This window comes from Bacillus sp. FSL K6-0923 (assembly GCF_038630825.1).
GTDB lineage: Bacteria > Bacillota > Bacilli > Bacillales > Bacillaceae > Bacillus > Bacillus pumilus.
Genome location: NZ_CP152044.1, coordinates 623,071 through 646,602 on the forward strand (window position 1 = coordinate 623,071; position 23,532 = coordinate 646,602).

Consider the following 23,532-nt stretch of genomic DNA (forward strand, 5'->3'; position numbering starts at 1 on the left):
TTCTGCCGATAATTAGTGGTAGGGGGTGAGAATATGGACTTTATGACGCTCGTATCAATGCCAGTAATAACTGCGATGGCTATGATAATAGTTGCCATTATTTCGTTTATAACGGGAAGACTTAATGAAAAATATAAAACTAATTTAGAATATAGAACATTTCTTGATATTGAAGAAATACTGTCTTCTTACAACGTAGGAAATTCACCTACAGCTAAAGTTGGTACAAAGCTTCTTTTGCCATTAAGTTATAAAAAATTATTGAATTTTTTGATGGAAAAACGGTTGGATTCGGATCCGGATTTCACTAAAAGTAATCGATTCAACTATTTGAAAATTAGAATCTTAGGTAAAAGCATCATTATTGGTGGAGAAGTGAAGATAATATTTGAAAATAACGAGAATACATTAATTGAAATGAATCTTCCCCTGCTACAACCAAACGAAGAGATTTATATCCCTTTAGATATTTCTTTCAATAATTTATGGGGAAATCCAGAACCTATTAAAGAGATTGAAATAAAATATAGGCTTCAGACTGGTCAAAGCATGAGATTCATGAGCAAAAGAACTCAACAAGATCACGGAGAAACCAGAACAGATTCTTATGAAATATTAAAGTTTTTCAAGTACCAAAAGATACATAAGTATAATGGGAACGATGCTAGTTGGATGTATACAGCTAATCATGAATAAAAGATAACTCTCCTATATGTGGAGAGTTTTTTTGTTCCCTGTAAACTGCTTCCGGTGAAGAATCTCTATAAAAAGTATCGGCTTAAAGGTAGAGTGCGGCGGCAGTTTAGAGTGAATAAAACAAAGGGAGTGATCAAATGGGCGAAGTTGAAAGAGTGTTCCCAGGAGCGGTGAACGGCTTGATTAATTGGATCGAAAAGAACTTTCATGAGATAGACAGCTTTGTTACTACATTCAAGATGAAAGACGGGACATTAAAGACCATTTACCATAACGAATCATACTTAGAAGCTGTTGGAATAGCTGAAATTGCTAAAGAATCTCTTCATCAAGCAGCAAAAGATGATGAGTTTGTCACGAAATAAAAATCACGAAACAAACACGAATCAGAAGGAGGCGGCAGGTGAATGTAAATGGAATCCAAGCACATTCAGGCGGAGAAAGATTACGTCAAAGGCATGAAATACAAGGACCTTGCCGAGAAATACGGGGTGTCGATCAACACCATAAAGTCATGGAAAAAGCGGCATGGTTGGGAAAGAAAAAAGGGTGCACCCAAAAGAAAAAGTGTGCACACAAAAAAGGGTGGTCAACCCGGTAACGTTAATGCGTTAGGTAATAGCGGGGGAGCAGCACCAATACGAAACCAAAACGCAAAGACTCATGGATTTTATTCTAAACACATGCCAGCAGAAGCGTTTGAGATCATGCAGGACATTCAGGAGTTTTCACCTGTTGATCTGCTGTGGGAGCAAATACAGATTCAGTTCACTGCAATTGTAAGAGCGCAAAAGATCATGTTTGTTGAAAGCAAAGGTGAAATGATTAAAGAACTGAAAAAGAAAAAATCAGTCGTTTCAGATTCAGCTGACATCGAAGAAGAGGAATACGAATTTCAGTTTGCTTGGGATCGTCATGCTACATTCCTAAACGCTCAATCTAGGGCAATGTCTGAGCTTAGGGGCTTGATAAAGCAGTTTGACAACATAGCACATGAGACAGACGAAAGACGGCTTAAACTGGAGCAGATGCGCTTAAATATCGAGAAGACTAAGAAGGCTATTGATGGCGGTAGTGAAAGTAGCGGAGAAAACAAAATTGCTTCAATGCTTCAAAAGATGGTGAATGAACATGGAATTGAATAAAAAGCAAAAAGAGGTATGGGATAGCTTCGTAAAAGAGCGTCCTAAAATTCTTTTATGTAGCGGGGCAAAGAGAGCAGGGAAAACATTCGTGCTACTTTTAGCATTCCTTGCTCACATTAGTAAATATCAAAACAAGGGTCTTTCATTTATCATCGGTGGTGCTACTCAAGCAGCCATCAAGCGTAACGTATTGAATGATCTTGAATTGATATTAGAGAAAGAGCTTAAACTAGACAAAGCAAATGCCATTGAGATATTTGGCAACCGAGTTTACTGTTTCGATGGTGCCAATGTGGATGCTTGGAAAAAAGCGAGGGGTTTTACATCAGCTGGCGCATTTTTAAACGAAGCAACCGCTCTACATGATTCATTCGTGAAGGAAGTTATATCCCGTTGTTCGTACAAAGGCGCAATGGTCTTGATGGATACAAACCCTGAAAACCCAATGCACACCGTAAAAAAGGATTACATCGACAAAGACGGACAAAGACTAAAGAGTGGCCGCCTTAACATTAGGGCTTTTCACTTTTCTTTGTTTGATAATAACTTTCTTGATCCTGAATATGTTGAAAGTATAGTGGCATCGACACCGAGTGGCATGTTTACGGACAGGGATATTCATGGTTATTGGGTTGCGCCTGAAGGCGTGATATACAAAGATTTCAATAAAGATGTGCATTACATCAGGTCAGATCAATTAGAGAACGTCAACTTTGTAAAATACTTCGCTGGCGTTGACTGGGGGTATGAGCATTTTGGTTCCATCGTCGTTATTGGAGAGGATGATAAGCAAAATTATTATCTCTTGGAAGAGCATGCAGCGCAACATCAAGAAATAGATTATTGGGTCGAAGTGGCGAAAGATATAAAAGAGCGTTACGGCAGCGTTAATTTTTATTGCGATACCGCTCGACCAGAACATGTTGTTAGATTCAGGCGTGAGAGGTTAAGAGCTTTGAATGCTGATAAAGCTGTAGTGTCTGGTATAGAAGAGGTGGCAGGCTTGTTCAAGAAGAACAGGCTTTTTGTCGTTGAGGACAAAGTAGAGCGGTTCAAACAAGAGATATTCATGTATGTGTGGAATCAAAAGACGGGTGATCCAGTTAAAGAATGGGACGATGTGCTTGATTCAGTGCGTTATGCCCTTTATACACATAATAAACCGATGAGAAGAAAAGGGAAGGGGTGATCATGTGAACCATTTGATAGATAAGATCAAAACTTCAGGCATTACACCTGAATTGATTGCAGAAATCATCGAAACGCATAAAAACGATCATGATAGAATGAAAAACTTGTATGCCCGATACAAAGCAGAGGTTAATGGCGTGCCGATCTTAACTAGAGAAGCGATTGAGTATGAAGATTTCGAGACTGGTCATGTTAAGCGAATTGATCATAAGGTTAATAACAAACTCAATAACTCGTTTGATTCAGACATAGTTGATACAAAGGTGGGCTATCTCTTTGGGCATCCGATTACTTATGAGTTTGATGATAAGCGAGAGGCCGGTACTACTTCGAACGAAAAGCAAATGATTGATGAGTTTAACACTCTGAATAATATTGCTGATGAAGATAGTGAATGGGGAAAGATGGCGACAATTTGCGGTTATGGAGCGAGACTGGCATATATTGACCGAAACGGTAATGAAAGAGTGAAAAGCATTGAACCATGGGAAGTGGTTCTCCTTAGCGATGGGAATATTCATGAGCCGGAATTCGGCTTAAGGTATTTTACGGTTTATGGAGGACAAGTAAAAGCTGAATTCTATGATGATAAATATGTGTACTATTTCAGCACGAAAGATAGTTCTTCGTTTACTCTGGATAAAAAAGAATTGCATTTGTTTGATGGCTGCCCATTATTCGGGCTAGCAAATAATAAAGAGCTCAAGGGCGATGCCGAGAAGGTATTGTCTCTTATTGATGCCTATGATCGAACGTTGTCCGATGCCTCAAACGAAATTGAACAGTACAGACTGGCGTACTTGATCCTAAAGGGACTGGGAGCCGATGACGATACACTCCAACAGCTTAAAAAGACTGGGATTCTTGAACTTTACGATGAAAAAGACGATGTCAGCTATCTGACAAAGGATATAAACGATGCGATTATTGAAAATCACTTGAACCGTCTGGAAGAAAATATTCTCCGGTTTGCAAAGTCAGTTAATTTCTCTGATGAGTCATTTGGTGGGAATGTCACTGGCGTTGCAATGAAATTTAAATTGATGACACTTGAGAATAAGTGTATAACGATGGAACGGAAAATGACTGCTGCCCTCCGTTATCAATACAAGTTAATCTTTTCGGCATGGGCAACGAAAAATAAAGCTAAAGCAGAAGATTATTTGAAAGTATGGTTCGGATTCAAGCGTAACCTTCCAGCCAACGTTCTTGAAGAGGCACAGACAACATCGCAGCTTAAAGGATTAATCAGCGAAGATACACGGCTTTCTCTCTTATCCTTTGTCGATGATGTTCAGTATGAGCTTCATAAGATGAAAGAGGAGGAAGAGGAGTACAGAAACAACATGCCGCCATTAACTGAGATCGAACCAGAAACGGGCGGTGATGAAGATGAACCAAAATGAGATTGATAAGCTGCTAGACGACATGATCACAGAGGATGCCAAGAAAATTGATGTTGTCTTTGCTAAGCGTTTAAAAGAGATTAATCAGCAAATGGCCGTTCTTTTTGCTAAGTACGGGAAAGATGGTTCTCTCTCTATGGCTGATCTCAACAAATACAACCGCTTCAAAAAAGAAATGGAGCGGATGACAGAGGAATCAAGCAAAGCATTTAAAACGGTTCTTATCATTGTCGAAGCATTAGCCGCTAAGCAATTTCTTGAGAACTATATGCGATCCGCTTATCTCTACGAGATAGAAGCAGCGGTGAAGTTAGGTTATACGTTGCCGACAACTGCGATGATTCAACAGGCTATTCTAAACCCGATAGCTGAATTGACTCTTTCAGCCTTATATAAACGTCACCGTGATGATTATGTCCGGCAGATTCAAATATCTATTGCTCAAGGCATTCAAGCTGGTGAAGATTACTCAAAAATAGCAAAACGAATTGAAAGAGCGACCGAATTTGCGCGAAAAAAAGCCCGAGACGTAGCGAGAACCGAAGTTCATAGGGTACAGGTATCAGCAAGAATGGAAAGCGCTGAAAAGGCTTCTGAGCACGCCAATTTAGAAAAGGTGTGGAATTCTACCCTTGATTTAAAAACAAGGGCGGGGCATAGAAAGCTGGACGGGAAGACCGCTAAAAACGGTTTATTCATTTCTATTTATGGCGGTGTTGGCCCCGCTCCAGGTCACATGAATAACGCCAAAGATGATATAAATTGCCGCTGCACGGTCTCTTTCAAAGTGAATGGCAAAATGCCAGACACCAGAAGAGCGAGAAAAGGCGGTTCTGGAGCGGGTGAAGTCATCCCATACCAAACCTATGAAGAGTGGTACAAAACAATTAAAAAGGGTGATTAATATGATGAAAGATGATGAAATCAATTGCCGAGAAAAAGCAATTGATGCAACAGGGAAACTATCGACATATCTCCAAACAATCCAAAAAGAAACTGAAAGTGTTCAGATTGAAGGTGATTTACATGATGCAAAAATTCATGATTTGAAACTTCCAAACATTTTTGATAACGAAAAGGGGAAATAATTCATGAAAGAGAATGAACGCGTTAAATATCTTTTAGATATGCTCAATAGCGTAATTCAATACAATGATCCTGTTACTTATGACGAGATTGTCAGCGAGTTGAAGCAATCACTATTTACCCATAAAGCGTTTGATACGGAGACTGCTGAAAAAATGGTTGCATTACAAGAAGAGTACAGAGCAAAAGACAATCATTCTAGTCAATTTAATGGGTGGGACATTTTTACTGCTAAGCTAACAAAAATTTCCGACAAAATAGACAAGCTTTAAAGCTGGTTACTTATGTGACAGCTTTTTTCTTTTGTCCTGAGCATGACGTTAAAAGGTTTATTTTTATGCACTCATAACAGGCGCGCACTGTAGAGGGCGAAGGAGGAAAACTGTAATGCCAACATTAGACGAAGTGAAAAAATTTCTCGAAGAAAATAAAGAGAACGAAGAAGTGAAGTCGTATCTGAATGAACTTTCTGCCGTGTCTGCTGACAAGGTGAATGGGTTTTTAGATACCGAAGAAGGTAAGCGTCTGATTCAGCCTCGATTGGATTCTCATTTCACGAAAGGCCTCGATACATGGAAGGCGAACAACCTTGATGCTCTGGTCGATGCAAAGGTAAAAGAGCTTTATCCAGAGGAAACAGAGGAACAAAAGCGCATCAGAAAGCTGGAAAAAGAACTGGAGGATCAAAAATCAGCAGCACAACGTGAAAAGCTTTTAAATAAAGCTGTTTCTTATGCTTCTGAAAAGCAACTTCCAGCAGACGTAGTGGAGTTCTTTATCGGTGAGGATGAAGAATCAACGATGAAGAACCTTGGAGCATTCGAAGAAAAGTACAGTGCTGCACTTCAAAAGGCGATTGAATCAAAGTTCCAAGAGAATGGCCGTGATGTTCAGACTGGTATCAATGAACCAACAAATGAAAATTTAGATATTAGCTCGCTTGCAGCTGAAGCAAGTATCAGAAAATAAGGAGGGCTATCATGCCAAAATTTGATCCGAAAACAGTATTGTTACAAGACGCAGTAAACGGAAAGATTCCAACAGAACAAGGTACCCTAGTTTTAAAAGAGTTTATGACTCAATCTGCTGTCACGAAACTAGCAAAATATGAAGAAATGACTAAGCCAGAGAAAGAATTCACATACTTAGCTTCTGGGCCTGGGGCTTATTGGGTTGGTGAAGGCGAGAGGATTCAAACTTCTAAGGCCCAATGGTTAACAGCAAAAATGATTTCTAAGAAATTGGGTGTTATCATCCCTGTTTCTAAAGAGTTTTTACGTTATACCATCACAGACTTCTTCACACAAATGCGTCCGGCTATTGCTGAAGCCTTTGCGATTAAATTCGATCAAGCTGCGCTATTCGGTGTTGATTCACCATTCGGTCAAGGTGTTTCTGTATTTGAAAAAATTAAGGAATCCGGTAACACTATTGCGTTAAACTCACTCGGCAACTTGTATGACGAGCTTAACGGAGTAATGGCGCTAGTTGAGGATGCCGATAAGGATGTAAACGGATTTACAACAACACGCCGATTCCGTCAAAAACTTCGTGGTACTAAGGATGGTAACGGTCTTCCGATCTTCAACGACGCAACAGGCGGTGCAACACAGCAGGCTCTTGGTCTTCCGATCGGCTATGTTGATTCTAAGTCATGGGATTACGACAAAGCGGCATTACTTGCGGCTGACTGGAATTACACTCGTTACGGCATTCCTCAAGGTATGGAATACAAGATTTCTGAGGATGCAACATTAACAACAATTGTTGATGAAGATGGAAGTCCGATTAATTTGTATGAACGTGATATGGTTGCTCTTCGTGTGACTCAGCAAGTCGGTTTCATGACATTGACTGATGATGCGTTTGCAGCTATTACTCCAGCGACGGGGGCGTAAAATTATGGGGCACACATCTAAAAACTATAAGACAAATAATGGCGACAAGTTGGTGATTGGTGGCGAATTAGAAATCAAATCAGGCGCGAAAGTGACAGGATTGTCTGGTTCAACGCCTGCTGATAAAAGCATCACTTCTCAAATGATTGGAGACGGGGAAGTGAAAAACATCAATATTGGTGATGGTTCTGTTCAAAATCGAAATATCGGGACCGGTAGTGTGCAAAACGCAAATATCGCTGCAAAGGCTGTTACTTTACCCAAGCTTGGTGATGATGTAACAGCAAAACTCACTGATATTGAAAACCGTCTGAAAGCATTGGAAGGAGGAAGTGCATGATATGAAAGCATCTAACGGTTCCAAAACAATTGAATGCACTGAAAAGGCTTTTGAGGTGGTTTACTCTCATATTGGCTTTAGGAGAGTGGAAGAGTACAAGAAACCATCTGTCGATCTTCTTGATATGACTGAGGCTCAACTTCAAAAAGTAAATAAGGATGAGATTATTGCTTTCTTGAAAGAGAATGAATACGAGTTTGATCCCAAAATGCCTAAAGATGAACTGATTAAAATTGTCTTAGGTGAAGAGTAGGTGATTCAGTGGACATCGCACAAGTAAAGCGAATGACAGGGATTAAGACAAATAAGCATGATGAATATTTGTCTGAAATAGTCCCTAATTTGATTGAGTATGCCAGTGACTTTTGCAGTAACACTTTCGATCCGGAGGCTTTGCCAGGTGGTGTAAAGCTTTTTGTTGCAAAGGCAGCAGAATATAGCATGAATCCTTCTGGACTTTCAGGGAGAAGCATGGGGGATATATCGTATTCGTACAATACAGAATTTCCTCAGTACATCATGAAACACCTTACGCCATATCGAAGGTTGAGAGTTAAATGATTTATGAGGAATTTCCCCATGAAATCACGTTTCAAAAGCTTGAAAAAGTGCCGGACGGTGGCGGTGGATACACTGAACAGTATGTGGACCATCTGACAATTCCCGCTCGGGTGACAAGTGTTAAATCGGGAGAATTTTATCAAGCTCAACAGCTGCAAAACCCAGTTGATCACAATGTCTATTTCGAGTACAGAGAGGACATTGAAAAGACCATGAGAATTAAACACAAAAATAAAATACTCACATTGAAGTCAGATCCTATCGACCAAGGCGGAGAGAATGAAATCATGTGTCTCAAATGCCAAGTTTCTGAGGTGCTCAATGGCTGAGGTAAGCGGAAAATGGGCTAAACAAATGGCGAAAACAGTTAAGAAATTTGAGCGCAAAGTCATAGATCATGCAAAACAGATCGTCACAGAAACAGCAGAACTGATTTACAGTCATGCTGTCATTAACGCACCAACAGCCATGATTGATGGTGGGAACCTTAAGAACTCGATTGAGGTTGAATATCGAGACGAAGGATTGAAAGCCATCATCACCGTTGGTGCCGATTACGCCATATACGTTGAATATGGAACCGGTATTTATGCAGAGGAAGGCGGCGGCCGTCAAACACCATGGGTTTACTATGACCAAAAGCTAGGCCGATGGGTGATGACAAGAGGTATGAGGGCGCAACCATTCTTTAATCCTGCTGTAGAAGAGGGAATGAGGCATTTTGCCCGTGAAACGCAATAGAAAGGAGCTGCTCAAATGCGCTCATCATTGTGGCCGTTACAGGCTGCTATATTTGAAAGGCTATCTATGGATAAGCGGTTAAACGAACGTGTCACAGGCGTTTTTGATGCGGTTTCCAAAGATACTAAAAAGCCTTATGTCTCTATGGGTGATGACGATGTGTCCTTATTTGAGACAAAAACATCTGCTGGCGAGGTTGTAAACGTGGTTTTACACTGCTGGTCAGATTACAACGGAAAAAAGGAAGCGCAGCAGGTCATAGACCTCATGTTGCAAGCATTGACCAAAAGGCCCCTAGAAATAGAGGGCTTTTCTTTATGCCGTTCTGAGTTGCGAGGGATGCAGGTCATCACAGACATAGACGGATATACAAGACACGGTATCTTGCGAATGAGATACACGATAAACAACAATTGAGAGGATGATTTTAGTGGTAAACCTATTGAATGGTAAGGACGAAATCTATTTTGTTCAGCCGATGGATGCAACAGACGATGAAGGTTTATTTATTGCTTTCCAGACGGAAGGCTCTCACACAAAAGAGCAGGACACGCTGGATGAAAGCACAAAGTCAGGTCGTATTGTTGGATACGGCACAAAAAGTGAATCAGTTGAATTATCTTTCTACGCTGCGGATAATGATCCGGGTCAAAAAGCCATTGAAGCGGCTTTTGACAATGAAGAAGCTATCCAAGTATGGAAAGTAAATTTAAATCTAAACAAAAACGGAAAGCATGATTCAGAATATGGTCATGCAATTATTGAAAACCTTGAAAAAAGTGCGCCGCAGGATGGTTTCATTGAGGTTTCAACAACGTTACCTGTATTGGGTAAAACGCAAAAAGGTGAGCTAAATGCGTTAGATCCTGCTTTTATTGCTCAAATTCGTTCTACTGCTGGTGCTGACAGCTTTAAGCAGTTCGGCGAGCTTAACAAGAAAGTTGAGACACCCTAAGCAGCCCCAAAATCTATCGTTTACAGCCACGTCTGACAGTATTTCAGTAAAGTGGGATGCGGTAGAAGGGGCGACTTCATATAACGTATACAGAGGCGCAGACAAGCGTCTTGATAAAAACGTCACTGACACAAGTTATGTCGCAACAGGTATGAATCCTGATACGAAACTGACTATTAATGTGACAGCAGTGAATGAAGCTGGCGAGTCTCCAATGAGTGAAATCGTTACACAGACAGAACCGGCTTCCACAGGAGAATAACACATGAAGAGCCTCTATTATCTGGAGGCTCTTTTCTATTACAAAAAACAAATCGGGGGTTTTTATAAATGGCTACTTTAACAATTGGAAATAAGGAATATACAGCAAGATGTGACTTTGCATTTGACCGTACAGCAAATGAAAAATATACAACTAAAGAGGAAGACAAAGCAGGCGGTACGCTTAACATTTACATGGGTTTGCTAAACGAAGATGCTTTTATGTTATCTGCATTTTGGGATTGCGCTCTTTCTCATCTTAAAGGGAGTAAACCATCACCAGAGCAAATCGAAGATGCAATTATGAAAATCATTGAAGAAGATACAAAAGGTGACGCAGTGGATCGCTTGGTTAAAGAAGCTTTCCAAACACTTGAAAACGCTGGTTTTTTCAAAGGAAAGATCCGTCAGAACTGGACGCTACTCGAGAAGATGAACAAACCGAAGAAAGTTGCTCCGAACGAGACACCAGAAATGGCAGCGAAGCGGATCGAGGAACAAGAGACCGGCAAGGAATACTTGGAAATGCTGAAACAAGCCCGCAAAGAGTTGACGGGATTGACTACCTCCAAGTCATAGAAGATGCAGCTCGTTGGATGGGTGTCTATGACAACGATCTCATCATGTCATGGACTCCAAACGAGTATAAACGCAAGCTCAAGGCGGCCAAGCTGCGTGAAATTGATGAAATAGAGAGGTTGACAATAAACGCAATGTTTCACCGGTATGCGAATAACGCCAAAAAAGTTAAGCCTTCACAAATGTTTGATGCACAAAAAGCTAGAGCAGAGCTTGAGCGGGATGTCACTGGCAATGGTTTCAAAAATCAAGTGGATGCTAAAAAGCTGAACGATCTTAACATTGGATTAAGGAACATGCTTAGAAAACCAAAAGAAGAGGGGTGAGGGTTTGATCGAAAAATTAACGGCGGTTGTCGAGGCGCAAACACGTAAATTCAAAAAGCAAATGGACAAAGTGAATGATATGATGCGTCGGATGCGTGATCATCACACTGTCGAAGTAGATGCTGAAATCGCTGACTTCCAAAGGCGTGTTCGTGAGGCAGAACAGCAAATGGACAGTTTCTTACGCCGTCATGAACGCAACCGTGTTGACCTAGATGCCGATGCAGACCCTTTAACTAGGGCGGTTCGTATTGCCCGTCAAAAATTGCGTGAGATTCCTCAACGGATCAATACTTATTTTACGGGTGATAACAATCCATTAACCAGTTCAATAGCTCGTGCTAAAGCAGGGCTAAGGTCAATCGCTCAACGAGTGACGACCGTCATTGCCGGAAATCCTACTCCTTTAGGACGTGCTGTTATTGTCGCGCGTACGGCATTATCTACTATTTCTCAAAGGGTAACTTCAGTAATCGCTGGAAACGCCAGCCCGCTAGTTTCATCGGTTGCCGTTGCTCGTACTGCTCTTTCTTCAATAGCGCAGAGAGTGACGACAATGATTGCAGGAAACGCTAGCAACTTAAATTCATCTGTCGCCGCTGCTCGTGCTGCATTAGCAAGCTTACCTAACAGAGTTACAACAATCATAAATGCAAGTTCTGCGGCTTTGATTCGGTCTGTAGCAATTGCAAGAGCAGCATTAGCGAGTCTTCCTAATACTGTTGTTATTAGAATAATGGATATATGGGGCGGTTTTGAGGAACGGCTAGATAAATTCGAGAATGCCATGAACAGGCTTTCAAAGATCACAAATTCAATCTCAAACGTCATGGGGAATGCTTTACGTGGTGGATTGCTTGCTTTACTACCTGCTATCGCTCCTGCTTTGTCTGGTGCTGTAGGGGTAATTGGAGCAATTGGTCCAATGATTGGAACGGCTACGAGTGGATTAATGGGGCTTGTCAGTGCTTTTTCTACTGCTGGTACTGGCGCGGTGGCTTTTGGTGCATTGGCGGTAACGTCCATTGGTAGTGTTATCAAAACTGGTCAAGACCTGGATAAGCTCCAAGCCAAGCTAGATGATGCTACAAATGCAAAAGAGCGCGCCAAAATCATGGAAAAAATCAAAGTATTGCAAGAGTCGCTAGGTAAAGAAGAGAAGAAGGCTCTTGCTACTTTAGAAGATTTTAAAGATAACTGGCAGGACATTGCGAAGATCACACAAAAGCCTATCTTGAAATCATTCACGAACTCGCTTACAACGTTTAAAACAGTTCTGAATAGTCTTAGACCTATGTTTGTTAACGTGGCAAATGGAGCGGTTACATTAACGAAAAACCTTGATAATGCTTTCAAAGCAAAAGACATGCAAAACTTCATCAAATGGATGAACAACAATGCAGGTAAAGCATTTGTGACCTTTGGAAATATCGCAGGTAACGTTATGAGAACAGTCATGAATCTCATTGTAGCTTTCGGGCCATTGGGAAATGACATGGCTGCAAGCATGGAAAAGGCAACTGCTTCTTGGGCTAAATGGGCGGCAGGTTTAAGCTCATCACAACGGTTCCAAGATTTCATTGCTTACACTCGTGAAAACGGTCCGAAGCTCTTACAAGTGATCACAAACTTTTCTGGTGCATTACGCCGTTTATTTGCTGCGTTTGGTCCAATGTCTTCCGACATGCTCACATCATTGGTTGATATGACCGCTAGATTCAGAGAATGGGCTGGTACCGTTCAACATACAGAAGGGTTTAAAAACTTCATCGCATACATTGAAAAAACAGGTCCGACAGTGTGGAGTACACTTGGTCAAATTTCTCGGACTATTATAAATCTACTAGTTGGAATGGCACCACTAGGAAAGACGATTCTTGAAACTGTAAACAGCTTCTTGAAATTTTCAAATGCTGCAATGGAAGCAAATCCAGCAATCGGACAATTTATCGCAGCTGGTTTATCTCTTATTGGTGTCGTTAGAGCGATTGTTCCGGCAATGGTTGCTGTTAGCTCTTTAACTAATGGTTTTAAAGATTTTATGGTGGCTGCTCGCTGGATCTCAAGTTTTAAAAACTCTTTACTAGCAGTGAAGCTGCTAAGCTTTGTAAGCCAATTAAAAACAACAATACTTGTCATGGGTCAATTCATCGCTAGAAACGCTCTAATGGCAACGCAAGCCACAGTAAACGGCGCAAAGATGGCCGTTGCATGGACTGCTATGAAAATTTCATCTTTAATTACATCATTAAAGAACGGAATTATTCAAATGGGGCTTTGGATCAAAAACATGACACTCATGGCCGCTCAGTCTGTAGCGCAAGCAACGAGAATGGCTGTTGCATGGACGGCGGCAAAAATAAGTTCGTTTATTTTGATGTTGCAAAACGGCATTAGACAAATGATTCTATGGGTCACACAAATGGCGTTAATGGCTACACAATCCATTGCGAATGCCACAAGAATGGCAGCGGCGTGGACAGCAACGAAGATGAGTTCATTCATTCTTATGTTACAAAATGGAATAAAACAAATGGCTTTATTCATTGCTCGAATGGCTGTTATGGCCGCTCAAGCGATGGCAAATGCAGTGCGGATGGCTGCGGCTTGGGTTGTTGCGATGGGTCCTATTGGTTGGATAACGACCGCAGTAATTGGAATTGTTGCATTAATCATCGCCAATTGGGATAAAGTCAAAGCGTTCACTATTAAAGCTTGGGAAGCAATTTCAAACTTCCTGAAAGGGTTATGGGAAGGCATCAAGAAAGTTGCTTCTAGTGTTTGGGGTGGAATCAAAGGCTTTATAACTGGTGTCTGGAATGGAATCAAGAAGGCGGCCACAACCATATGGAACGGGATTAAAACGTACTTTACGACAGTATTTAAAATCTATAAAACCATTTTTACAACAGTTTGGAACACCATCAAAAAGGTTGTCACGACTGTTTGGAATGGTTTGAAAAATACCGCCTCCTCAGTTTGGAACGGAATCAAATCCTTCTTCTCGACTGTTTTAGGCGGCATTAAAAACTTCTTTGTGAACAACTGGAACAAAATCAAGAGTACGACAACTACTGTTTTCAACACAGTAAAGACGTTTATCGGTAGTGTGTGGAATAAGATCAAGTCGACTGTCTCGAACGTTGTCGGCGGTATATGGAAGGCTGTATCTGGCAAGTTCAACGATATAAAGAATACTGTTGGAAGTAAAATGAATGATGTCAAAAGCAAGATCAAGAGTATTTGGGATAAGGTCATGGCTTTCTTTAAAGGAATTAACCTTTACAACATCGGGAAAAACATTATTCAAGGTTTGGTGCGTGGTGTTGGGGGGATGGCATCTAGCTTATATAAAAAGGCTACTGATATTGTCAACAACGTCAAAAATACCTTTACCAAACTATTTAACATTCATTCTCCTTCACGCTGGATGCGTGATGAGATCGGTTATAACTTGGGTGCTGGTATGGCTGTAGGTCTTGATAGATCAACAAATACTGTGGTTTCTTCTGCTAAAAAGACAACACAGGCGGCGCAAAAAGCATCGCAAGCTGAAATGAAGAAAGCACAAAAGCAAGCGCAAAAACAAGCGGCAGCATTGAAGAAAAAACAAGCTGCTGCGGCACGTAAAGCGAATGCGAGAAGAAAAACAGGCATTGATAACAAGATTAGAGCTGTAGAAACCAAGTTTGACACAGGTAAGATCAGCTCAAAGACGTACATCAAGCAATTGAACGCGATCAAGAAGAAAAACAAGCTAACATCCACGCAAAATGCGAAAATACAGCGTGAAATATATAATGCTCAGAAAAAATCGCAATCACAGCAAAAGAAAAAGGCTCTTGAGGCGCAGCGCAAAAAGGCAAAAGCGCAGCTTGCTTATCAAAAGAAGGTTTCACAGAAGATCGCTAATGCAGAAGTGAAATATGACACCAAGAAAATAAGCGGTCAGACGTATATGAAGCAGCTTGAGAAGATAAAAAAGAAAGAAAAACTGACAGCTGAACAACGCAATAAGGTTCAGAAAGAAATTTATGCAACTAGAACCAAACTTCAAAAAGAAGCACAGAAGAAAAAAGATGATGAGAGAAAAGCGGCTGATAAGCTGAATAAAGGTCTTCTTTCAGCAAACAATTCTTATCTATCTAAGTTTAAAAGCATTAACGACAAGCTAACTAGTGACATCAAAAAAGCCAATGAAGAGTATAAGAACGCTCTTAAAGATCGTACTGATTCCATTTACAATGCAATGGGATTGTTTGATAGTGTGAAAACTGAAAAAGTCAGTGGTTCCAAGCTGTTAAATAACCTGCAAGCGCAAATTGATAGAATGAAAAGTTTCCAATCTGATCTATCGAAATTATCAAGTAATGCGCCTAAAGAGTTCGTTGAGGAACTAAGACAAATGGGCGTGGGATCAGCTGATCAAATAAAAGCCATTGCTGCTATGTCTGAACCAGAATTAGATAAATATATCTCACTATGGAAACAGAAGCACAATATGGCAAGCGAACAAGCGACAAAAGAACTTGCTGGACTTAAAAACGAAACAACTAAGAAAATCGCAGAATTGAGAAGTGCAGCGAATACAGAATTGAACAAATTGAAAATTGATTACATGAATAAAATTTCACAATTGACTGTCAATGTTAAGCAGCTTGGATCGCTTAAAAAGAGCGGGCAAGCGATTGGATATAACACGATGTCAGGCATTATATCCGGCATGAAAGGAATGAAAGGCGAGCTTGCGAAGGAAGCCAACAATATTGCTTCCACAATTGAAAAAACGATCAAGAAGAAGCTGAAAATTCATTCGCCTTCACGTTTAATGCGTGATCAAGTGGGTGTCATGGTGCCAGCTGGTATTGCTGTGGGGATTCAGCAGGGCGTGGGTACTGTGAGTAAAGCGATGAATGATGTAAAGGATGCTATGTACATCGAACAAGAGGATTTAAACATCGCTTACGATGCTTCTATTACAAACAGTAAATTAGGAGCGGTTAAACACGAATTGAGTGCTGAGCTTCAAAATATTGAACTTCCTGAACAAGTGATTGTTATTGAAATGGACAGCAAAAAGGTTGGTCAAGGTGTTGCCAAGCCGGTTGAAAATGAACAGAAGAGAGCAAACGCAAGGAGGACGAGGATCACATGATCAATTATCAACAACTTGTCCCCAACGAATGGAAGATCACTTTTAACGGAACTGATATATCACAATATTTCTACCTTAAAGAGACACCCAGCGGGAGGGGTGTTGTGGGTCGAGAGGTGAAAATAGACACGATAGGAAACCGCGCAGGCGGTTTTCTTCGTGGTACTAGATTGCCTGTAAGAGTGATAACCCTAGAAGTGTTATTCGCATTCAGTAGTGAAAGTGAATTGAAGAAAAAACAGGAGGAATTAAACTATATTCTTCACACAGATGAAGAAAAGCCGCTTGTTTTCTTCGATGAACCAGACAGGACATATAACGCCATATTTGAGAGTTTGACAGAGGGTGAGACAAAGGGAGGCTTACAACATGCCACACTAACTTTCCTTTGTTCTGATCCAAAAAAATACGGATTAGCGTCGATTTATGAATTCGAGAGCGGCTTGAGGACTTTTACGAATCCAAGTTTAGCCACAATCGAACCAAAGATTGAATGTGTATTTACGGCAGCAGCCACTTCATATGAGGTGTCTCTTCTAAACTCAGATAACAGTGTGAGGAAAACTATTAAAATTGTTTATAATTTCATCGTTGGTGACACGCTTGTGATTGACATTGCTAAACGAAAAATAAGGAACAATGGAAAAGCTATCATGAATGGTCTGCAAATCCAATCTGAGTTTTTCGATTTTCCTGCTCAAAAGTCGGTCAAGCTAAGATTCAGCCATAAAAGTAGTATCAAATTCAATGAAGCCTATCTATAGATAAGAAAGGGGGTCCGTCATGGCTGAGATATTCATTTTATCGCCAGAAGATGAACTTTTGGCTGTTCTGTCCAGTGACGGACAGGATTCGTGTAATTTTTGGGATGCTAAATACAAAGAAGAACTCAACTTGGGTTCTTCTTTTTCTTTTATTGCAGATGCTTCACATCCAGATGCTAAGTATCTGTTTGAAGAGAATCAAGTCGTGTTCCGAGATAAGGACGGCGAATTGCGGGCGTTTGTTATAAAAGAGCTTGATGATACAGATGATGGTTCCGAAATTAATACGCTCGTTACATGTGAAGCCGCAATGATGGAATTGGCTGAAACAATCATTAAAGAGAAGCGGCCAAAAGATAAAACGGCGCAGTATGTTCTTGATCAAGTATTTGAAAGAACCCGATGGACCGCAGAAGTGACCGCCGAGCTAGGACTAAACTCGACATCATTCTATAAAATGACTGCTCTTGAATGTTTAAGCGACGTCTTGAACAAATGGGGTGGCGAATTCAAAGACGTTGTGGAGTTTGACGGAAATACCATCAACAAACGCACGATCAAGGTATTATCACGCAGAGGAAAAGACAGCGGCAAGCGGTTTGAAATTGACAAAGACACAGAAAGTATCAGACGCACTGTGATCAGCTATCCGAAGACGGCATTGTATGGTTATGGTGCATCATTGGAAACGACTGACGATGACGGAGAAGAAACAGGAGGTTATTCCCGTTTCATTGATTTTTCGGAAGTTGAGTGGAAAAAGTCAAATGGTGATCCAGTAGATAAACCAAAAGGCCAAGAGTGGGTAGGCGATCCCGCTTTATTGCAAAAATACGGCCGATTGAAAAATGGATCATTAATCCATAGAGAAGGCATTTTCAGTGATGAAGATATAGAAGATGAAGAAGAGCTGTTGAAAGCAACTTACAATCATTTAATTACTGTCGCTTCAAAAACAGAAGTCAATTATGAATTATCGGTTAAGCTACTTGAAGGCGTTGAGGGGTATGAACATGAGCATGTCGATCTTGGAGATACAACCATCGCTATTGACCGCAATTTTGCTATTCCTATTGAAACATCACAGCGCATTATCTCAATGGAATATGACATTACTGATCCTGAAAATACTTGTGTGGTTGAAATAGGACAGTTCTTGTCAGCCTTACAGGGTGATGATCGAGTAAAGCAGCTGCAAAAGATAATTGATAGTAATCGTGGTACTTGGGAAAGAAAGCCGGAAGCGGGCAACGTGACGGATGGCAGTTTTCCTAATACAAAGCCGCCACGTCCAGCAAATATCAAAGTAGAAGGTCTTTACAAGACGATTTCACTTACATGGGATTATAACCCTAGATCCTTTATAGCTGCGTATGAAGTGTACGCATCACAAAACAAGGGATTTACACCTACAGCTGCACAGCTAATTTTCCGAGGTAAAACAGGTGGTTGGCATCATCAAGACGGCGTGGAAGCTGATCAAGTATGGTATTACCGCTTGAGAACCATAAACACACATGGGACGGCCAGCGATTGGTCAGAAGAATATGAAGCTAAGACGGTGAGAATCCTTACCGATGATATTATGTTCGGTGCTGTCACAGCAGATAAACTGGCTTCGTTGTCAGTAACGGCTGAAAAACTGTACACGGACATTGAGAATTCAAATATATTACCGGGGTCACTTCTGCGCTCAAGTGATTTAACGTCGGTGAATAATGGCTTTCTTTTCTTCAAGGAAAATGAAAGATCTAATATTGTTACTGTCATGAGAAATTCAACTTTCAATGCTGTGGGGATTATAACGGGTCAAAGAAAGGCATTGAAATTAACAAACGGAAAACAATATATCTTGTCATTCGAAGCAAAAAGAGGTTTGATGGATAACTTTAATTATGTTTACGCAAGAAGAAATACAACTGCTACTAGTACGGAAAGTGTGCTGATTCCATCACCATACACGGACATAACCAATTATCCAGAAGAAGAATTTGTGAGATATGATATTCCTTTCGAATTTACTGGCAAAACAAATTCTGACTATTACATTCTAATAGCTGGTTTAGGTGGAAAGGTACCTGCTCTAACAGTAAATGGGGTACAACGTGGTGGAGCAGTAAGAGACATACAGTTTTTAAAAAATATGAACTTCACTGCTTCGTATAATCCGGGGGAAATTCAAGTTATCTTCGGTGAAAATGCTTCTTTTACAACGCCAGACGGAACTATTTACAAATTTCCAAAGGGAAGCACCGAAATTAGCACAAATTTAGAAGGTACAGGGGCAAATTCTACTGAAACCAATGCCTTTTTGATGTTTACTGGATCAGATAATTCAAGGTTTACAAGTGGTGTCACTGTACAAACATACGATTTCAGAGTAGTGAGATATAACGGCTCTCAATGGCAATACAACAATAATTCTACATGGGTCAATTTTACGCCTAATTCACAAGATACAATTATAGGCAGTGTCACAAGATCAGCAACAACTGTGGAGGGTATTGAAACTTTAGATGTGACGTCTGTTTCATTCGATATTCGCAATGTCCAGTTGCGATCAGGGAACGAAGTGAAAGAATGGTCAGCAAGCCCCTATGATGTAATGCTTACCGAAAAATCAGTGACAGCATTGCACGTAAATGATGCTGCGATTGGAACGGCAGCCATTCAAAATGCCGCAATCCAAAAAGCACATTTAGGCACAGCGATAATTGACACGGCGCACATCACAGATGGTGCCATTACAAATGCCAAAATAGCCAATCTATCTGCGGACAAAATCACAGCTGGCACGATTAAAGGGATCACGATTGAGGGTTCACTTATTAGAGGGGCAAGGATTGAACCTATTTCGGGGTCAACTGCATTTGAATCCTTCATTGAAGCCGATAAAATTTATCAATACAGAAAAACTATATATGATGTCACTGTTAAAAGATATGAGAAACTCACAATCCAATCAGGCCTGATTTCACAAGAATATGGAAATAGAATTGGTGAAAATGAGACGCAAGAACCGATTAGTACCGTTGATATAAAAAGAGGTGGAATCAATTTATTTGCAGCAGCGAACCCTAGAAATGAAAACATTTCACATAAGTTAAGAATAGAGACTAATCCGGGGGTTCCTAATGATTTCGGCGTGGGCAGTAGTGGTACTCATATGATCTTCTCACAAAATGATGAAGTGGTCTTCAAGGTTAGTGTTGAATTAAATCGTGGAGAACCAAGTTTTGCATTTAATGGATTAAAAACGGGGCATGTGGCTTCATTAAAATCTTATAGTGTTTCAGTAAAACAATATGCTTCATTGTCAGCAGACGAGGATATAAGTTTATTTGCAGAGGGATACCTTTGGATGAATGGCCGAATAAGAACTGATATATACGGTGACAAAGGAATCAATATATCTGCTTACAATGGTCGCGTTTCAATAAAAGGGCAGGCAGAAAAAGATGGTGGAATTTCTTTGGATGGAGGGGGATGGAACGGATCATTATTTCTCGGAAGGGATAACACAGGAAAGCGTGTCTGGTCAGAAGATATATACTTTAGAATGTACACAGGGTCGGCAAATGTATATATAACACAATACGGAACTTTGGGCCGTGTTGTTTCATCGAAAAAGTACAAAATAAACATCGAGGAATACCCTGACGACAAGCTGCAAAATATCTTGAAGTTGAAACCTAAAACATGGTTTGATAAACAAGTTGCGGAATCATATGCAGAAATACTTGAGTCAAACAGTTCAGATGATGGTGACAGACCTTATCTTGAAAGAGTGCCGGGTTTAATAGCCGAGGATCTTTACGAAGCGGGATTGAAGGAATATCTATTCTGGAGTGATCCAGACGAAAACGGAGAGAGACAAATCGAAGGCGTTATGTATGACCGTTTGTATGCCTTATTAATTCCAATAGTTAAGGAATTGAAAGATAAGGTGTATGTCTTAGAAAATCAAATAAAAGAAATGGGGAATTGAGATGGAACAACAACAACAACAACTTACAGAAAAAGAAGAGTTGTTTTTTTATAAAGCAATGGCTTTATCGGAGCAGCTAACAAAAGCGCATTTAGAACTTGCGGAAGCAAGAGCACAATTTACAGTTTGCGACAATGAAAACAAGCTGCTGAAAGAGGAATTGCTTAAATATACACAAAACGATTCAAACCACGCTGAATAGGCGTTTTTATTTTGCCTTCTTTAAGGAGGTGAGGAACTTGAAATAGGACTAGGGGGGCTAACTCATGTCAGGGATGACGGAGGTTAATGATGTGAACATTATACAAAAAGATGTGTCTGAATTAAAAACCAGTCAAAAAGCTTTGGAACAACGTGTTTCTGTACTTGAAAGAGGTCAAGACAAGCATGATCAGCAAATTATAAGTTTGAACAATCAGCTTAATAAAATTGAAGAAAACACAACATGGATTAAGAGAACAATCACAGGGGCAATGATAACCGCTGTTTGCACGGGTGTAATTGGTGGAGGAATTGCCCTTGTGTACACGCTCATTCAAAAATAAACGAAATGGGGAATTGAATATGAAGAATTTAGACAAAGGCACTGTGATAAGAACAGTGCTTCTTTTAGTTGCTTTGATCAATCAGTTTTTAGTTATGTTCGGTAAAACTCCTTTACCATTGGATGAAGAGTCTGTGAATAATTTAGCCGACGTTTTATATGTTGCTTTCTCAACACTCTTTACAACGGTTATGACGCTTATCACATGGTTTAAGAACAACTATGTGACATCAAAAGGTAAGCAACAAAAGGAAGTATTGAAGCAAAAAGGTTTAACAAAATAGAAGCCGCCTTCGGGGTGGCTTTTTGTATTCCATTAAACGAATGGGGAGAACGCAAATGAATTTTAGACAATTAAGCAAGCTTGTTGATCTTCGAGGAAAAACAAAAAGGAACGGGAGCTATTCAAATGTGGGTGTCAATGCAAAAACGGACATCGCGGTACATCATAGCTTAACAACATCGGGAAACAGCGCAGCTTTTGCAAACTATCATGTAGGCACTAATGGTTGGCCGGGTGTAGCCTATCATTTTGTCATTCTCAAAGACGGTACCATTGAATGGAATCATGATCTAGGAATCAAATCTTATCATGTAGGTAACTCAAACCGCTTCGCTATCGGCATTTGTCTTGTGGGCGATTTCAGAAGTGAAAAGCCGACAGCAGCACAGGAAACGAGTTTCAGAGCTTTAGTAACGGCATTGAAGAAAGATATGCCGAACTACAAAAGAACAAGAGGTCATAATGAGTTTCCGGGCTATTCTTGGAAAGCGTGTCCTGTCTTTGATTATAAGGCGGTTTTAGCTGGTACAGTGAAGCAAACAATTACAAAACCAACGAAGGCAACACCATCACCATCCAAAAAACCAGCTTCCAAGCCTGCTAAAAAGGCATACAACCTGCCTTCTGGCATTTTAAAAGTAACCAAGCCATTAACGAAGGGAGCGGGAGTAAAAGCCGTACAGGAAGCCCTAGCCGCTCTTTTCTTCTATCCTGATAAGGGCGCGAAAAACAACGGTATTGACGGCTATTATGGACCGAAAACGGCGAATGCGGTCAAACGATTCCAATTAATGAACGGCCTAACGGCGGACGGCATATATGGACCGAAGACAAAAGCAGCGTTAGAAAAGCTATTAAATAAAAATCTATAGACATATGACTATAGGAAAAGAAATTAGCCCCTGTCCTTAATGGATGGGGGCTTTTTTGTTTGTCGTAAATTACATACTTTATTACTAATCCACCTTCACTATTCGGTTATTTGTAACTATGGAAATTACTGTATATTTTAAGTTATGCTTGATGGGATTAAAAAGGGGAGGGTTTGATTTGAATAAAAAATGGATAACAAGAATTTCATTATCCATTGTAGCTGCGTTGGGTATCTCCTGTACGCTTGGAGAGTTTGCAGAGGCAAAAGCTAATCAGCCGCAATATGAACAAAAAACACCGTCTGAATCATTTACAAAAAACGATCCTGAATTATATAAAGGTGCGTTAGAGCTTGGCCTAACTGACAATGACATCTTTAAAATCGACAGTCTTTTTGACAAAGAAGATAAAGCCACAGTACATAATCCTATACTTGTTGTGATCGGTATAATTACAGGGATGACCGCAATTGTGGGGAGTGGATATGCTGCTGGTCGCTATATCGCCAATCAACTTTACAAGCGCAAGCAGTTGACGAAATCAACTTATAAAAAACACAGATGGGGTTTCAGAGCTGCATTAGTACCGGTAATAGGTATTGCTGCGACATTTGGCTTTGATGACTACTATATGGATATTTAACATGTTTGAGTATATTTTGATTTTACTTATAGTTGCAACTTTGTTATTTACAGTCGTTGAGGTTTCAAAAATAAAGAAAGAAAATAAAATCCTCAAAA

At 40.3% G+C, this 23,532-nt stretch carries 28 protein-coding genes; all 28 read left to right on the forward strand.

What is annotated here, in order from left to right:
• Nucleotides 1-33: 33 nt before the first annotated feature.
• On the forward strand, nt 34-696 hold the full coding sequence (locus MHI16_RS03185) for a hypothetical protein (protein ID WP_342498067.1): 663 nt from the start codon (nt 34-36) through the stop codon (nt 694-696).
• Nucleotides 697-833: 137 nt separating this feature from the next.
• The gene (locus MHI16_RS03190; protein WP_342498068.1) at nt 834-1,061 is read left to right on the forward strand and encodes a hypothetical protein; all 228 of its coding nucleotides are present in this window, start codon (nt 834-836) and stop codon (nt 1,059-1,061) included.
• 48 nt (nt 1,062-1,109) lie between these two features.
• Nucleotides 1,110-1,841 carry a phage terminase small subunit gene (gene terS / locus MHI16_RS03195; RefSeq protein ID WP_342498069.1) on the forward strand — a complete coding sequence of 244 codons (732 nt, stop codon included), beginning with the start codon at nt 1,110-1,112 and terminating at the stop codon, nt 1,839-1,841.
• Complete coding sequence (locus MHI16_RS03200; protein ID WP_342498070.1) at nt 1,828-3,030, forward strand: PBSX family phage terminase large subunit; 1,203 nt, start codon at nt 1,828-1,830, stop codon at nt 3,028-3,030. The genes terS and MHI16_RS03200 overlap by 14 nt, the downstream gene beginning before the upstream one ends.
• A 4-nt stretch (nt 3,031-3,034) precedes the next feature.
• Nucleotides 3,035-4,438 carry a phage portal protein gene (locus MHI16_RS03205; RefSeq protein ID WP_342498071.1) on the forward strand — a complete coding sequence of 468 codons (1,404 nt, stop codon included), beginning with the start codon at nt 3,035-3,037 and terminating at the stop codon, nt 4,436-4,438.
• Nucleotides 4,425-5,342, forward strand: a complete 918-nt coding sequence (locus MHI16_RS03210) for a phage minor head protein (protein ID WP_342498072.1) — start codon at nt 4,425-4,427, stop codon at nt 5,340-5,342. Before MHI16_RS03205 ends, MHI16_RS03210 begins: the two co-directional genes overlap by 14 nt.
• A gap of 1 nt (nt 5,343) precedes the next feature.
• Nucleotides 5,344-5,526 (forward strand): hypothetical protein, encoded by a 183-nt coding sequence (locus MHI16_RS03215; protein ID WP_342498073.1) that lies wholly within the window; start codon nt 5,344-5,346, stop codon nt 5,524-5,526.
• Nucleotides 5,527-5,529: 3 nt separating this feature from the next.
• Complete coding sequence (locus tag MHI16_RS03220) at nt 5,530-5,796, forward strand: hypothetical protein (protein WP_342498074.1); 267 nt, start codon at nt 5,530-5,532, stop codon at nt 5,794-5,796.
• 115 nt (nt 5,797-5,911) lie between these two features.
• The gene (locus tag MHI16_RS03225) at nt 5,912-6,493 is read left to right on the forward strand and encodes a DUF4355 domain-containing protein (RefSeq protein WP_342498075.1); all 582 of its coding nucleotides are present in this window, start codon (nt 5,912-5,914) and stop codon (nt 6,491-6,493) included.
• An 11-nt stretch (nt 6,494-6,504) separates the two neighbouring features.
• The gene (locus MHI16_RS03230; protein ID WP_342498076.1) at nt 6,505-7,422 is read left to right on the forward strand and encodes a phage major capsid protein; all 918 of its coding nucleotides are present in this window, start codon (nt 6,505-6,507) and stop codon (nt 7,420-7,422) included.
• A 4-nt stretch (nt 7,423-7,426) separates the two neighbouring features.
• Nucleotides 7,427-7,762, forward strand: coding sequence for a hypothetical protein (locus tag MHI16_RS03235; RefSeq protein WP_342498077.1), 336 nt, complete (start codon nt 7,427-7,429; stop codon nt 7,760-7,762).
• Between the two features lies 1 nt (nt 7,763).
• Complete coding sequence (locus MHI16_RS03240) at nt 7,764-8,015, forward strand: hypothetical protein (protein WP_342498078.1); 252 nt, start codon at nt 7,764-7,766, stop codon at nt 8,013-8,015.
• 8 nt (nt 8,016-8,023) lie between these two features.
• Nucleotides 8,024-8,323 (forward strand): phage head-tail connector protein, encoded by a 300-nt coding sequence (locus tag MHI16_RS03245; RefSeq protein WP_342498079.1) that lies wholly within the window; start codon nt 8,024-8,026, stop codon nt 8,321-8,323.
• Entirely contained in the window at nt 8,320-8,652 is a 333-nt protein-coding gene (locus MHI16_RS03250; protein ID WP_342498080.1) for a phage head closure protein, read from the forward strand. The genes MHI16_RS03245 and MHI16_RS03250 overlap by 4 nt, the downstream gene beginning before the upstream one ends.
• A complete protein-coding gene (locus MHI16_RS03255) occupies nt 8,645-9,064 on the forward strand; it encodes an HK97-gp10 family putative phage morphogenesis protein (RefSeq protein WP_342498081.1) in 420 nt (139 codons plus the stop codon). The genes MHI16_RS03250 and MHI16_RS03255 overlap by 8 nt, the downstream gene beginning before the upstream one ends.
• A gap of 15 nt (nt 9,065-9,079) precedes the next feature.
• Entirely contained in the window at nt 9,080-9,481 is a 402-nt protein-coding gene (locus MHI16_RS03260; RefSeq protein WP_342498082.1) for a DUF3168 domain-containing protein, read from the forward strand.
• A gap of 13 nt (nt 9,482-9,494) precedes the next feature.
• Nucleotides 9,495-10,019 carry a phage major tail protein, TP901-1 family gene (locus tag MHI16_RS03265; RefSeq protein WP_304717722.1) on the forward strand — a complete coding sequence of 175 codons (525 nt, stop codon included), beginning with the start codon at nt 9,495-9,497 and terminating at the stop codon, nt 10,017-10,019.
• Complete coding sequence (locus tag MHI16_RS03270; RefSeq protein WP_304716959.1) at nt 10,006-10,281, forward strand: fibronectin type III domain-containing protein; 276 nt, start codon at nt 10,006-10,008, stop codon at nt 10,279-10,281. The genes MHI16_RS03265 and MHI16_RS03270 overlap by 14 nt, the downstream gene beginning before the upstream one ends.
• A gap of 68 nt (nt 10,282-10,349) precedes the next feature.
• On the forward strand, nt 10,350-10,859 hold the full coding sequence (locus MHI16_RS03275; protein ID WP_304716960.1) for a tail assembly chaperone: 510 nt from the start codon (nt 10,350-10,352) through the stop codon (nt 10,857-10,859).
• 17 nt (nt 10,860-10,876) lie between these two features.
• Nucleotides 10,877-11,185, forward strand: a complete 309-nt coding sequence (locus tag MHI16_RS03280) for a hypothetical protein (protein WP_251211291.1) — start codon at nt 10,877-10,879, stop codon at nt 11,183-11,185.
• A 4-nt stretch (nt 11,186-11,189) separates the two neighbouring features.
• Nucleotides 11,190-16,340, forward strand: a complete 5,151-nt coding sequence (locus MHI16_RS03285) for a hypothetical protein (RefSeq protein WP_342498083.1) — start codon at nt 11,190-11,192, stop codon at nt 16,338-16,340.
• Nucleotides 16,337-17,104 carry a distal tail protein Dit gene (locus MHI16_RS03290; protein ID WP_322000667.1) on the forward strand — a complete coding sequence of 256 codons (768 nt, stop codon included), beginning with the start codon at nt 16,337-16,339 and terminating at the stop codon, nt 17,102-17,104. Before MHI16_RS03285 ends, MHI16_RS03290 begins: the two co-directional genes overlap by 4 nt.
• 19 nt (nt 17,105-17,123) lie before the next feature.
• Nucleotides 17,124-21,092, forward strand: a complete 3,969-nt coding sequence (locus MHI16_RS03295; RefSeq protein WP_322000666.1) for a phage tail spike protein — start codon at nt 17,124-17,126, stop codon at nt 21,090-21,092.
• A 1-nt stretch (nt 21,093) separates the two neighbouring features.
• Nucleotides 21,094-21,294, forward strand: coding sequence for a hypothetical protein (locus MHI16_RS03300; protein WP_342498084.1), 201 nt, complete (start codon nt 21,094-21,096; stop codon nt 21,292-21,294).
• A gap of 64 nt (nt 21,295-21,358) precedes the next feature.
• On the forward strand, nt 21,359-21,637 hold the full coding sequence (locus tag MHI16_RS03305) for a hemolysin XhlA family protein (protein WP_251191563.1): 279 nt from the start codon (nt 21,359-21,361) through the stop codon (nt 21,635-21,637).
• Nucleotides 21,638-21,656: 19 nt separating this feature from the next.
• Nucleotides 21,657-21,920: a phage holin gene (locus MHI16_RS03310; RefSeq protein WP_111927167.1), complete on the forward strand. Its 264-nt coding sequence runs from the start codon at nt 21,657-21,659 to the stop codon at nt 21,918-21,920.
• Between the two features lie 55 nt (nt 21,921-21,975).
• Nucleotides 21,976-22,791 (forward strand): N-acetylmuramoyl-L-alanine amidase, encoded by an 816-nt coding sequence (locus MHI16_RS03315; RefSeq protein ID WP_322000663.1) that lies wholly within the window; start codon nt 21,976-21,978, stop codon nt 22,789-22,791.
• Between the two features lie 178 nt (nt 22,792-22,969).
• A complete protein-coding gene (locus MHI16_RS03320) occupies nt 22,970-23,434 on the forward strand; it encodes a hypothetical protein (protein ID WP_322000662.1) in 465 nt (154 codons plus the stop codon).
• Nucleotides 23,435-23,532: the final 98 nt, after the last annotated feature.

Coding starts and splice junctions, on each gene's coding strand:
- MHI16_RS03185 (WP_342498067.1), top strand. CDS start 34: ATGGACTTTATGACGCTCGTATCAATGCCAGTAATAACTGCGATGGCT.
- MHI16_RS03190 (WP_342498068.1), top strand. CDS start 834: ATGGGCGAAGTTGAAAGAGTGTTCCCAGGAGCGGTGAACGGCTTGATT.
- terS (WP_342498069.1), top strand. CDS start 1,110: ATGGAATCCAAGCACATTCAGGCGGAGAAAGATTACGTCAAAGGCATG.
- MHI16_RS03200 (WP_342498070.1), top strand. CDS start 1,828: ATGGAATTGAATAAAAAGCAAAAAGAGGTATGGGATAGCTTCGTAAAA.
- MHI16_RS03210 (WP_342498072.1), top strand. CDS start 4,425: ATGAACCAAAATGAGATTGATAAGCTGCTAGACGACATGATCACAGAG.
- MHI16_RS03215 (WP_342498073.1), top strand. CDS start 5,344: ATGATGAAAGATGATGAAATCAATTGCCGAGAAAAAGCAATTGATGCA.
- MHI16_RS03220 (WP_342498074.1), top strand. CDS start 5,530: ATGAAAGAGAATGAACGCGTTAAATATCTTTTAGATATGCTCAATAGC.
- MHI16_RS03225 (WP_342498075.1), top strand. CDS start 5,912: ATGCCAACATTAGACGAAGTGAAAAAATTTCTCGAAGAAAATAAAGAG.
- MHI16_RS03230 (WP_342498076.1), top strand. CDS start 6,505: ATGCCAAAATTTGATCCGAAAACAGTATTGTTACAAGACGCAGTAAAC.
- MHI16_RS03235 (WP_342498077.1), top strand. CDS start 7,427: ATGGGGCACACATCTAAAAACTATAAGACAAATAATGGCGACAAGTTG.
- MHI16_RS03240 (WP_342498078.1), top strand. CDS start 7,764: ATGAAAGCATCTAACGGTTCCAAAACAATTGAATGCACTGAAAAGGCT.
- MHI16_RS03250 (WP_342498080.1), top strand. CDS start 8,320: ATGATTTATGAGGAATTTCCCCATGAAATCACGTTTCAAAAGCTTGAA.
- MHI16_RS03255 (WP_342498081.1), top strand. CDS start 8,645: ATGGCTGAGGTAAGCGGAAAATGGGCTAAACAAATGGCGAAAACAGTT.
- MHI16_RS03260 (WP_342498082.1), top strand. CDS start 9,080: ATGCGCTCATCATTGTGGCCGTTACAGGCTGCTATATTTGAAAGGCTA.
- MHI16_RS03275 (WP_304716960.1), top strand. CDS start 10,350: ATGGCTACTTTAACAATTGGAAATAAGGAATATACAGCAAGATGTGAC.
- MHI16_RS03280 (WP_251211291.1), top strand. CDS start 10,877: ATGGGTGTCTATGACAACGATCTCATCATGTCATGGACTCCAAACGAG.
- MHI16_RS03290 (WP_322000667.1), top strand. CDS start 16,337: ATGATCAATTATCAACAACTTGTCCCCAACGAATGGAAGATCACTTTT.
- MHI16_RS03295 (WP_322000666.1), top strand. CDS start 17,124: ATGGCTGAGATATTCATTTTATCGCCAGAAGATGAACTTTTGGCTGTT.
- MHI16_RS03300 (WP_342498084.1), top strand. CDS start 21,094: ATGGAACAACAACAACAACAACTTACAGAAAAAGAAGAGTTGTTTTTT.
- MHI16_RS03305 (WP_251191563.1), top strand. CDS start 21,359: ATGTCAGGGATGACGGAGGTTAATGATGTGAACATTATACAAAAAGAT.
- MHI16_RS03310 (WP_111927167.1), top strand. CDS start 21,657: ATGAAGAATTTAGACAAAGGCACTGTGATAAGAACAGTGCTTCTTTTA.
- MHI16_RS03315 (WP_322000663.1), top strand. CDS start 21,976: ATGAATTTTAGACAATTAAGCAAGCTTGTTGATCTTCGAGGAAAAACA.